Below are 11,258 nucleotides of genomic sequence, written 5' to 3'. Positions count from 1 at the left end.
CGGGTCAGGCGACGGTGAAGCCGCCGTCCACCGGGAGGATCGAGCCGGTCACGTACGGTGCCCCGATCAGGTAGCGGATCGCGGCGGCCACGTCCTCGGGCTTGCCCACCCGGCCCGCGGGGATGGTCTGGGCGGCGGCCGCGAACTGGGCCCGCCGCTGCTCCTCCGGCAGGAACGACCACCACGGCGTGTCCACGACGCCCGGTGAGACGGCGTTGACCCGGACCGGGGCCAGCTCGGCCGCGAGCGGCGAGACGACCCGCTCGATCGCGCCGTTCACGGCGGCGAAGGTGAACGTGCCGGGCAGGCCGGCGCGGGCGCTGGCCGCCGACACCATGGTCACCGACCCGGTCACCTGCGCCTGCTTGATCGCGTACAGGTAGGGGAAGAGCTTGCCGTCGAACGCCGCCCTGACGTGGGCCAGGTCGGTCTCCGCCAGAGTCCCGGCGCCGACCGGGCCAGGGCTGAAGGCGAGCACCAGATGGTCGAACGTCCCGACCCGCCCCAGGAAGGCGGCCACCTCGGACTCGGACGTCCCGTCCACCTGCTCGGCCCCCGCCAGGTCACCCGGCACCGCGTTCTTGGCCGCGGCCAGCCGCTCCGGGTCGCGTCCCGTGACGATCACTTCGGCGCCCTCGCCCGCCAGGAGCGCGGCGGTCGCCAGCCCGATGCCCGACGTGCCGCCCATGATCACTACTCGCATTGTCGTCTCCTTTTCTAGACGTCTCGTCTCGTTTCTATTCGAGACGCCACGTCTTGTAAAGTCGGTTCCATGACAGGCGAGCGACGGCTGGGACGCCCACGCAGCCAGGCCACGCGGGCGGCGATCCTCGCAGCCGCGCTGGCCGAGCTGGACGAACGCGGTTACGCCGCGCTGACGATCGACGGCATCGCGCGGCGCGCCGGATGCGGGAAACAGACCATCTACCGCTGGTGGTCGTCGAAGGCCGACGTCGTCCTGGAGTCGCTGCTGGAGCGCGCCGAGACGGCGATCCAGCTCCCGGACGAGGGGTCGCTGCCCGATGACCTCATGGCGTTCCTCAAGGCCACGTTCGCGCAGCGCGGGCAGCGGCCCACGCTGATCGGGCTCATGGCGCAGGCGCTGCTCGACCCCGCGTTCGCGGCCGAGTTCAAGGAGAAGTTCCTGTTCAAGCGGCGCGATGCGCTGCGCGTGCTGCTCGACAGGGCGGTGGCGCGCGGCGAGATCGCCGCGGGCACCGACGTCGAACTGCTCATCGACATCGTGTACGGCGTGCTGTGGTACCGGTTCATCCTGGAGCACGCGCCCCTGGACGACGAGCTGGGCGAGCGGCTCACGGCTCTGCTCATCAAGGCGAGCCGCTGAGCGGAACCCGGTACCATACCGGCGCGAACGATCCCGCTCTGGGGGAGGTTGTGGTGCGCAGCGCTCTGGTGGCGGCGTCCCTCGCCGTCGTGGCAATGATCGCCGGATGCACCACGCCCGAGCAGGCCACGCCCGACGCCGGGCGGAAGACCACCGCGCCCTCGGCGCCCCCGACACCCCCGACGCCCGCGGTCCCGGCGCAGACGTTCTCCCGTACGGGCGAGGTCGGCGCGGCGGCCCCGGTGGACCTGACGGTCAAGGCCGTCGAACGGCACCGCCACCTGACCGCGCTGAAGCTCGAGCTGTCGGTCCCCACGGCCGACTACCAGACGCCGACCTTCGGCTACGGCACGCTGAACAGCGACTTCGCCCGCTTCTGGCTGCTGGACCCGGTCGGCAGGAAGGTGTACTTCACCCTGCGCGAGCAGGACGGCGAGACCGCCTACGGCACCAGGAAGCACAACCCCACGGAGTCCTTCAGGAAGGGCACCCGCTACCCGGTCGAGGTCTACTTCCCGCCGCTGCCCGCCGGCGTGCGCCAGGTCACCGTGCTCGCCGGCGGGCTCGGCGAGCTGACCGGCATCCCGGTCACCGACGGCGCGCCCGAGCCGTCCGCCGCGCCCGGCGACGACGGCACCCCCGAGCCCGGCTCGGTGTACCGGTGGCCGGTCACGCCGCCCCCGTCCGATGCCTGGTCGTACGTCGCCGACGTGCGAGAGTACGTGGAGACGCCCGAGAAGTCCCGCACCCAGGAGGGCACCGACGAGACCGTCGCCCTGCGGACCGACGTGCTCTTCGCCTTCGACAAGGCGACCCTGTCGGACAAGGCCGCGGCCGTGCTCGACGACGTGGCCCGCGAGACCCGCGAGCGCGCCGACCCGGCCAGGCCGCCGATCCTCATCGAGGGCCACACCGACAGCAAGGGCTCCGACGCCTACAACCAGAAGCTGTCCGAGCGCCGCGCCCAGGCGGTCCTCGACCACCTCCGGCGCCTGCTCGGCACCGAGTACGAGTACCGCGCCGCGGGCAAGGGCGAGAGCGAGCCCATCGCCCCCAACACCAGGAAGGACGGCAGCGACAACCCCGAGGGCCGGGCCCGCAACCGCCGCGTCGAGATCTCCTACAAGCTGAAGACCCAGGCGCCGGAGGTCACCCGGACGACGACGGCGAGCCCGGGCACGGCACGCGCCGCGGGACCCGCGCCCTTCCGCCCCGATCTCGGGCCGGAGGCCGGCACGCTGACCCGCGACAAGCTGAAGCTGCACGTCCACCCGCTCTACCGGGACGGCGCCTTCCTCGTCGCCCCCTTCGAGATCGAGAACACCGACACCGAAGGCATCGCGGTGCCCGTGCCGCAGCCGTTCAGGGCCGGCACTCCGCACGAGTTCGTCACCGGCGCCGCCTACAGCGGCATCACGCTCGTGGACGAGTCGAGCAAGGCCCGCTACTACGGCACCAGGGCGGGCGACGGGTTCTACGTGCAGAACGCGGTGACGACGATCCGCCCGGGCGGCGTCCAGCGCGGCTACATCTACTTCCCCGCGCCGCCTCCCGAGGTCACCGCGATGACGTTCGAGGTGGACGGCCTCGGCAAGGTCCAGAACGTGCCGATCGCGCGCTGAAGGGCGCCCGGGGAGACTCGCGCCCCGTCCCCACGCGAGCCTGCCCGACCGTGCCGTCCGCTCGGCCGCGAGCCTCCCCGACCGTGCCGTCCGCTCGGCCGCGAGCCTGCCCGACCGTGCCGTCCGCCCGGCCGCGGGCGTTCCCGCTCGTGCCCCTGCTCAGGCGCCGGCGGCGTCGAGGCGGTGGAGCTGCTCGTCGGTGAGCTTGACGTCGAGCGCCGGCAGCGCGGCCTCGTACTGCTGAAGGGTGCGCGGCCCGATCAGCGGCACGATCTCCGGCGAGGTCTGGTGCATCAGCCAGGCGAGCACCAGGGCGTTCGGGGTCACGCCGACCTCATTGGCCACTTCGGTGAGCACGGCGATCCTGGCCTCGGCGTCCGGCCCCTCGTACGGGATCATCGCGCCGTGCCCGCGCCGCTTCTCCGGGTCGTCGTAGATGCCCTTGAGTATGGGGGAGTAGGCCACGAGCGTCAGGTCGTCGTGCGTCTCCAGGTAGTCGAGCTGCTCGTCGTCCACGATCGAGATGTGCCGGACTCCGGCGCGGCGCCGCAGGTAGGAGTGCTGCTGCTGGAGCGCGACCGGCGCCGGCCAGCCGTGCTGGGCGCACAGCTGCCGGATCCGCTCGAGCCGCCAGGTCCGTACGTTCGACCAGCCGATGTAGCGGGCCTTGCCCGCCTGGACGATGCCGGCCAGCGCTTCGAGCGTCTCCTCCAGAGGCGTGGAACGGTCGTCGACGTGCACGTAGTACAGGTCGACGTGGTCGGTGCCGAGCCGGCGCAGGCTGCCGTCGATCGCATCGCGCAACGTCTTGGCCCCCGCGCCGACGAACGTGCGGTAGGCGGCGTCCCAGTCCGCCTTCCCGTCCTTCCACACGGCGTCAAGGTCACGTACGACGGCGCTGCCCTTGGTGGCGAGGAACACCTCGTCACGCTTGCCCGACTTCTTCAGCCAGCGGCCCAGCAGCTCCTCGCTCTCACCGCCGAAACTTCCCGGACGTTCCCACCAGCAGTAGCAGTCGGCGGTGTCGAGGAAGTTGCCGCCGGCGTCCACGTACCGGTCGAGCATCGTGACGGCTTCGTCCTCCGGCGTGACGGTCCCCATGATCATGCAGCCCAGGGCGAGCTGGCTGACCTGTTCACCGGTACGGCCCAGTTGTACGGTCTTCATGCGTCTTCTCCCATTGGCTAAGAGGGGGCGAATGATCCGTCGACCAGAGCGAGGCGTCGGCGGTGAGATCGACGCTAGGAGCTGGAGCGCGCTCCAGGTCAAGGCGACATCCTGACCCAGGACCTGGAGCGCGCTCCAGGTCAGTGCGACACCCTGGTGTTCTGGAACGACGCGAAACGCCACCCCTGCGGGGTGCGGACGGCGGTGAAGGAGACCGTCGAGGTGCGCAGCTGCCCGTTGAGGGTGGTGCCGCCCGTGGAGATCACCAGTACGGCGCCGTCGGCCAGCCTCTTGAACCGGGTGTCGGCGGGGGCGGCCATGGTGGAGCCCTTGAGCGGCCCGTCGAACAGCCACCGGTGCGAGGACTCGATGGCGTCGCGGCCCTGCGTGAGCCTGCCGTCGAAGGTGATGTAGTCGGCGTCCTCGGTGAAGAGGGCGGCGTACGCGGTCGCGTCGCCCGCGTTCCACGCCTCGGCCAGGCGGGTGAGCAGGGTGGCGATCTCGGCGTACTCGCCGTTCGCGGATGCGGTGCCCGGGGACGCGCCCTGGCCGGGGGAGAGGGCCTGGCCGGACGCGGAGTGGTCGGACGCGGAGTGGTCGGACGCGGAGTGGTCGGACGCGGAGTGGTCGGACGCGGCGTTCTCGGTCCGGATCTTGTCAGACATCGTGTGACTCCTGAGGGATTGCCGTTGGCGCCCGCCCTTGAGGTATGCGCCTCCAGGCGGGACAGGCGCCTTGGTGGATCAACTTCACTAATGCAATTTGCACTATAGCCTGCTTCCATAGTTATAGTGCAAACAGCCATATGGAAAGGTGCATCGTCATGAAGATCCTCGTCATCGGCTCGACCGGCCGTACCGGCAAGCACGTCCTGACCCAAGGCGCCGAGCGCGGGCACGAGATCACCGCGTTCGCCCGCCGCCCCGAACTGCTCACCGACCGCAGCGCCCTCGCGGGGGTGCACCAGGGCGACGCGCACGACCTGGACGCCGTACGGGCGGCGGTCCAGGGACAGGACGCCGTCATCTCAGCGGTCGGCGGCAGCGGCATCGCACGTACGCTCATCACCGCCATGCGGGAGGCCGGCGTACGGCGGGTGGTGATGACGAGCAGCCGCTCGATCCCCGCCACCCGCCCCCGGCTCCCGGTCACGCTGGCCTGGCTGTTCTTCCGCCAGGCCTACGTGGACCTGGCCAGGGCCGAGGGCATGCTGCAGGTCAGCGACCTCGACTGGACCATCGCCCGAGCGACCATGCTGAACGACAAGCCGCCCGCCGGCAGAGTGCACATCGACTTCGAAGACAACGCGACGGGCGGCGCCATGCAGCTGTCCCGCGCCGACTACGCGATGGCGCTCCTCGACGCGGCCGAGGACCCCGACCTGATCGGCAAGGCCATGGGCATCTGCGGCCCGAAGTGAGGCGTCTTCCACCGCTGCACCGTTGGACCCCAGTGCACCTGCGTAGAAGCCGACCGCGGTAGGAGGGGCCCTCACGAGGTCCGTCGCCCGCTCTTCCGCACGCCAGGCACGCGTACGCCCACCGATGAGGATCGCGACAGTGGTCAGGAGCGATGATCCACGGCGCATGGCCGCTTGCGCTGATCGCCGCGCCGGCTCACGTAGCACCCCCGGCCTCTGACAGCCGAGAGTGCGGCCGCCTGCGCTTGCCCAGCGCCTGCTTCGCCTCCGCACCGCCGGCACGGCCGGGTCCGACGACTCGTGCACGCGCCGGCGAGGCGGGGTAGGCCGGACGGGTGGTCGTTTTGGACCGGTTGCCATAAACTGCGGCCGACCAGACTGAGAAGGCCCCCACCCGCTGCGGCGAGTGGGGGCCTTCTGCGCGTCGCCATCGCGTGGGCCGATCACGATCTCGTCCTGTTCGGCGGCGCGGGAACGGCGAGGACGGCCACCCCGATCACCGATTCAGAACAATCAGCCATCGGGGCGATGCTCAGCGGCGCAGGGCGGCACATCATACGTTGGTGGGGACTCGGTGGGGACGCGCGCCGTCGTCACGGTGGTGGAACCGCGGGCTGTGGCTGGTCGCGGTCGGGATCCTGGTGACGTCGCTCGCATGGGCGGCCCAGGGCATGAGCGGGGACCTGGAGACCGCCGCGAACCAGGGGCAGATCATCGGCGTGGTGCTGATGGCGGTGGGCATCCTGTACACGCTGTCCTCACTGGAGATCCGGTCTGGGCGCTGACCTCGCTCGTGTCCGGGCTCGGGCTCGGTCTCGCGCTCGGGCTCGTATTCGGGCTCGTGGTCGCGCTCATCGCGTACAAAGCCGGGCTGCGGTACGTGTTCGGCGTCATCTGTGCGGCGGTGCGCGGGCGGCTGCCGTGGCGGCCGGCGGCGTTCTGCCGATGGGCGTGTGACGCCGGGCTGCTGCGCGTCGCCGGGGCCACGTACCAGTTCCGGCACGGCGAACTCTGGAGATGACTGACCGGCCCCGACCGGTCGCGCCCGTGATCGCTGCGACCTCCACCCCGCCAAGATGGCGGGCGGGTTAATGGGGCGCGCAGGCGCGGTGAAGCCGGTGGAAAGCGCACACTCAAGGGTGCGGATGTGTGAACGATGCGTACAGATCGCTGAACGCGAACACTTCCCTATCCTGCACACCTTAACCACCGGTTGTCCCACATGGCTCCATGATTCGAGGGGATATAGGGGGGCCGTTAGGGGTCGAAAAGTGATCTATCCACATATACTGCCGTCATGTTGTCCGACAGATCCCTCTTCGGGCAGTCTGTCAGGAAATGCCGACAGGCTGTCAGGGGTGGTGTCTGAAGGGGAGGATGATCCGCGACGCCGACGGGGGACGTGTGGCTATACGTACGGTGACATCGTCGAATGCCGGAGGATCAGATGCTCCGGCGATTATTGCACTTTATGCTCGCCCTTCAGCATGACATGCTGAAGGGCGAGGCTTGCGGGGGCGTGCGCGTGCGGCACGAAGACCGGCGCGCCGTCAAGGGGGCCGCGGCGACCGCGGCAGGCCTCGTAGCCGAGATCGAGCACGCGGCGGCCAGGGCAGGAGTCACCGCCGGAACGGCGGGCACCCCGTCCTGCCCTGCATCGTCTGCGAGGGCCATACGGCGTACCACCGTCCCGAAATCACGATCCGGACGGTCGAATAATGACGTTTCCCCTGCGTGTCACCCTGCCCCGCAACCCCTTCTCTCGGACGAAGGGCGCCGAGGCGATCGCAGAAATTCAGTTGAAAAGGAAAGTAAACAGGTCGAGTACGACGACTAGGGTGGCCGGCTGGAGGCATGGGCCATGCAGCTCATCGAACGTGCAGAGGCACTGGCGAACTTCCGAAACCTGATGGACAAGGCGTTGGCCGGGACCGGTGGAATCATCGTGATGACCGGGCCCGGCGCCACCGGTAAGAGTGCATTACTGCAGGCGTGCGCCGGTGAGGCCGGTGCGGCCGGGTTCCTTGTGATGAAAGCCGCCGGGTCGCGTGCGGAGCGAATGTTTCCCCTGGGAACGCTCGGACAGTTGTTTCGTTCCGTCGAGTTACCTCAGGAGCTGGCCGACGAGGTGGAGCAGACCCTCGCGCCGGAACCGGTCAACGGCATCTCCGGAGTGCCCGACCCGGTGGCGCTGGGGCATAACCTCACGAACGTCGCGGCACGGCTGTGCGGGGTCCTCGTGGAGCTGGCCAAGCGGCAGCCGATCCTGCTGTCCGTCGACGACGTGCACAACGTCGACGGCCCCAGCCTGCAGGCTCTGCTCTACATCCAGCGGCGGATGGCCAACGCCCCGCTGCTGCTGGCCGTGACCGCGCTGGCGCAGCGCCGCCCGGTGAACTCGCTGTTCAACGCCGAGCTGACGGGCCGCCCCAACTGCGTCCAGGTCCGGGTCACCCGCCTGTCGCCCGAGGGCGTGGAGGAGCTGCTGCGGGACAAGGTGGGCAGTGAGCCCGCCGCCCGGCTGGCCCCCGAGTACCACCGGCTGAGCGGCGGCAACCCGCTGCTGCTGCACGCCATGGTGCAGGACTACTGGGACGTGGCGCACGGCGGCTGGACGCCCGAGGGCCCGCAGGTGGGCGTCGGCCGGCATCTGCATCAGGCGGTCCTGTCCTGCCTGCACCGGTGGGATCCGCGAATACTCGACGCGGCCCGCGGCGTCGCACTGCTCGGGCGCTCGGCCAGCACCGGTTCGGTGGCGCAGCTGCTCGGCGTGAAGCCCGCGTACGTGCTGCCCGCGCTGGAGGCGCTGGAGGCGGCGGGCCTGCTCAAGGGCTGCCAGTTCCGCTATCCGACGATGCGCAAGGCCGTGCTCAGAGACCTCAGCCCGGACCGGCAGTCCGTCATGTACATGCGGGCGGCACGGATCATGTACCAGCTCGGGGCCGAGCCCGGCGACATCGCCGACCATCTGCTGGCGGCCAGCCCGGCCACGCCGGCGGAGGCCGACCCGTGGATGGTGTCGGTGCTGCGCGAGGCCGCCGAGGCGGCGCTCGTGCACGACGACCAGGGCCGGGCGATCAGTTGCCTGGAGCTCGGCCGGCTCATCTGCGACGACGAGGCGACGCGGGCGGCGATGCTGACCGAGCTGGCCCGGGCGAACTGGTGCCACCGCCCCGCCGCCGCGCTGCGCTTCCTCGCGCCGCTCGAGGACGCGTTCGCGCGCGGCCAGCTCGCCCCCACCGACGCCCGCGCGCTCAGCCGCTATCTGCTGTGGCACGGCTGGACCCGCCGCGCGGCCGTCGTCTACGACTGGACGGCGGCGCGGGCCTGCGGCGTCCAGCCACGGGAGCAGGCCAGGCTCTGCTTCACCAGGGAGTGGATCCGGCTGCTCTTCCCCACGATGTTCGTGGAGCGGGAGGCCGACGGGCCGAAGACGGCGGACACCCGGGAGTTCTCGCTGAGCAACCTGCTGCTGGGCAAGTCGGAGGAGGACATCGTCGGCGCCGCCCAGGAGCTGCTGGAAAGCTGCAACCTCGCCGAGGCGGAGCTGGAGGCGGTCTTCGGCGCGCTGCTCACGCTGGGCCAGACCGGCCGCTACCAGGAGGCGGTGCGCTGGTGCGAGATGCTCGGCACCGAGGGGGCGGCGCGCGGGTTCACCAGGTGGACGGCGGCGCTGGCCGGCATGCGGTCGTGGCTGGCCGTGCAGCACGGCGAGCTGGGCGAGGCCCGGCGCTACGCCCAGCAGGCGCTGAGCGGCATGTCGCGTACGGGCTGGGGCGTGCTCCTCGGCCTGCCGCTGACGGTGCTGCTGCGGGCCACCGTCGCCATGGGCGATCTGGACGAGGCGGCCGAGATCATCAAGCGGGGCGTGCCCGGCGACCTGCCGCAGACCACGCTGTGGCCGCTCTTCCTGCAGGCCAGGGGCGACTACTACCTCGCCACCAACCGCACCAGGGCGGCGCTCAGCGACTTCCACGAGTGCGGCGCGCTGCTGCGCGGCTGGGACCTCGACATCCCGGCGCTCGTGGACTGGCGCTACGCCATCGCCAAGACGTACCTGCACATCGGCGCGGTCGAGGAGGCCCGGCAGAAGATCACCGAGCAGCTGTCCATCGCCGGCGGCACGCATCCGCGGGTGCACGGCAGGGCGCTGCGGCTGCTCGCGTCGGTCACCGAGCTGCGGCAGCGGCCGGCGCGGCTGCAGGAGGCGATGACCCTGCTGCAGCGCTCGGGCGACCTGCTCGAGCTCGGCTGGGCGTACGCGGACCTCAGCGACGCCTACCAGGAGCTCGGCGACATCACCCGGGCGCGGCTGATGGTCAGGCGGGCCAAGCAGATCGCCAAGGCGTGCGAGGCCGGGCCGCTCCTCGCGCGGCTGCAGCCACGCGAGGAGGACGGCGTCGAGGGCCTCGGCGAGGCGGCCGCGCTCAGCGACGCCGAGCGGCGCGTCGCCGCGCTCGCGGCCTTCGGCTACACCAACAGGGAGATCAGCGAGCGCCTGTTCATCACGGTCAGCACGGTCGAGCAGCACCTCACCCGCGTCTATCGCAAGCTGAACGTGAAGCGCCGCGCCGACCTGCCGACCGAGCTGTCGCTGGGCACGGGGTTCGCCGAAACGGACGTCTCCCGCATGACCCGGCGCGGCGCGGGCCACATGCGGCGTACGGCGGGGAGAACGGCACGCTGATCACGCGCTCATCCAGGATGTCGGCGGCGACCCCGCGTCGCTCAGCAGGGCGTCGACCGCCAGGGGCTGCGGCTCCGGCAGAAGCGTGATCAGCAGGCTGACCTTCTTCATCATCGCAGGGGAGTACTCGCGCACCGGGGTGATCTCCGCCTCGGCCAGATCCCACGGGCCGAGCAGCTCTTCCGCGCGCTGCGCCGCCAGCACGGGGTCGAGCCCGTACCAGGAGATGACCGAGGTCAGCAGGTCACGTCCGGTCCAGTGCTCCGGAACGTCCGAGTAGTCAACGAATGCGGGTGGGGCAGTGACCGACGAAAGGAGCATTTGGAACACAGGAGTCCCCCAAGAATCAACTCAACTGTTGTTCGCCGAAGATGCGGTGCCGAGTGCCTCACGTGCTGGGCGCGAATCCTCCTCCCCCTGGTCGTCCTCGCGCCGGTCGGCCGAGGGGCGGCCGAGGAGCACGCGCAGGCCCTCGGTCAGGTCGCTCACGGACACCAGCTCGGGGTTGATCAGCCACTGGGCCATCAGTCCCTGGAGCAGGGTGAGATAGAGCCGGCCGACCGCGCGCGTGGACTTCTCGTCCAGCGATTCGTCCGCGCCGAGCAGCTTGGGAAGTCCTTCGGGCGCGGCGGCGGAAGCGAGCGCCTCGCCGAGCCGCTCGCGCAGATCGGGCGCGTGCTCGGCGGCGGTGAGCGCCTCGAAGTTGGCGGCCAGCAGCGGGCGGTTGTCCTTGAAGCTGTCGACGATCTGCTGCCAGGTCTCCTCGAAGCCCACCAGCGGGTCCGTCGCGTCGGTGGGCACCATGACCTGCCACAGGTCGGTCCAGTCCTGAACCATGTCGATGAGGGCCTCGCGGAGCAGCGCCTCTTTCGAGCCGAAGTGGTAGCCGATGGAGGCGAGGTTGGCTCCCGACGCGGCGGTGATGTGCCGGGCGGTGGTGTGGGCGTAACCGCGCTCCACGATGCACCGCTTCGCCCCCTCAAGGAGCTGCTCTCGTTGTCCCATGCCGGCAACCTT

The 11,258-nt window shown here is 70.6% G+C and carries 11 protein-coding genes; 6 read left to right on the top strand and 5 right to left on the bottom strand.

Annotated features, from left to right (window positions below; genetic code table 11):
• Positions 1 to 4: 4 nt before the first annotated feature.
• Complete coding sequence (locus tag AB0K67_RS31995; protein WP_364067756.1) at positions 5 to 703, bottom strand: SDR family oxidoreductase; 699 nt, start codon at positions 701 to 703, stop codon at positions 5 to 7.
• A gap of 69 nt (positions 704 to 772) precedes the next feature.
• Between AB0K67_RS31995 and AB0K67_RS31990 the strand changes: the two genes are divergently transcribed.
• Both AB0K67_RS31990 and AB0K67_RS31985 read left to right on the top strand, forming a co-directional pair.
• Entirely contained in the window at positions 773 to 1,345 is a 573-nt protein-coding gene (locus AB0K67_RS31990; RefSeq protein ID WP_364067755.1) for a TetR/AcrR family transcriptional regulator, read from the top strand.
• Positions 1,346 to 1,398: 53 nt separating this feature from the next.
• Positions 1,399 to 2,967: an OmpA family protein gene (locus AB0K67_RS31985; protein WP_364067753.1), complete on the top strand. Its 1,569-nt coding sequence runs from the start codon at positions 1,399 to 1,401 to the stop codon at positions 2,965 to 2,967.
• 159 nt (positions 2,968 to 3,126) lie between these two features.
• On the opposite strand, the gene AB0K67_RS31980 is transcribed toward AB0K67_RS31985, so the two are convergent.
• Both AB0K67_RS31980 and AB0K67_RS31975 read right to left on the bottom strand, forming a co-directional pair.
• The gene (locus tag AB0K67_RS31980) at positions 3,127 to 4,134 is read right to left on the bottom strand and encodes an aldo/keto reductase (protein ID WP_364067751.1); all 1,008 of its coding nucleotides are present in this window, start codon (positions 4,132 to 4,134) and stop codon (positions 3,127 to 3,129) included.
• 140 nt (positions 4,135 to 4,274) lie between these two features.
• The gene (locus AB0K67_RS31975) at positions 4,275 to 4,799 is read right to left on the bottom strand and encodes an SgcJ/EcaC family oxidoreductase (protein WP_364067749.1); all 525 of its coding nucleotides are present in this window, start codon (positions 4,797 to 4,799) and stop codon (positions 4,275 to 4,277) included.
• A gap of 158 nt (positions 4,800 to 4,957) precedes the next feature.
• On the opposite strand from AB0K67_RS31975, the gene AB0K67_RS31970 reads away from it, so the two are divergent.
• From AB0K67_RS31970 to AB0K67_RS31955, 4 genes are all read left to right on the top strand, one after another.
• Positions 4,958 to 5,554, top strand: coding sequence for an NAD(P)H-binding protein (locus AB0K67_RS31970; RefSeq protein WP_364067747.1), 597 nt, complete (start codon positions 4,958 to 4,960; stop codon positions 5,552 to 5,554).
• A 563-nt stretch (positions 5,555 to 6,117) separates the two neighbouring features.
• Complete coding sequence (locus AB0K67_RS31965) at positions 6,118 to 6,339, top strand: hypothetical protein (protein WP_364067745.1); 222 nt, start codon at positions 6,118 to 6,120, stop codon at positions 6,337 to 6,339.
• An 8-nt stretch (positions 6,340 to 6,347) separates the two neighbouring features.
• The gene (locus AB0K67_RS31960) at positions 6,348 to 6,575 is read left to right on the top strand and encodes a hypothetical protein (RefSeq protein WP_364067743.1); all 228 of its coding nucleotides are present in this window, start codon (positions 6,348 to 6,350) and stop codon (positions 6,573 to 6,575) included.
• Positions 6,576 to 7,415: 840 nt separating this feature from the next.
• Entirely contained in the window at positions 7,416 to 10,241 is a 2,826-nt protein-coding gene (locus AB0K67_RS31955; RefSeq protein ID WP_364067741.1) for an AAA family ATPase, read from the top strand.
• Here the strand turns inward: AB0K67_RS31955 and AB0K67_RS31950 are convergent, their stop codons facing one another.
• On the bottom strand, positions 10,242 to 10,562 hold the full coding sequence (locus tag AB0K67_RS31950) for a hypothetical protein (protein WP_364067739.1): 321 nt from the start codon (positions 10,560 to 10,562) through the stop codon (positions 10,242 to 10,244).
• A gap of 30 nt (positions 10,563 to 10,592) precedes the next feature.
• On the bottom strand, positions 10,593 to 11,246 hold the full coding sequence (locus tag AB0K67_RS31945; protein ID WP_364067737.1) for a TetR/AcrR family transcriptional regulator: 654 nt from the start codon (positions 11,244 to 11,246) through the stop codon (positions 10,593 to 10,595).
• Positions 11,247 to 11,258: the final 12 nt, after the last annotated feature.

Source organism: Nonomuraea sp. NPDC052634 (assembly GCF_040678535.1).
GTDB lineage: Bacteria > Actinomycetota > Actinomycetes > Streptosporangiales > Streptosporangiaceae > Nonomuraea > Nonomuraea fastidiosa.
This window is presented reverse-complemented; position numbering and strand designations above follow the sequence as displayed.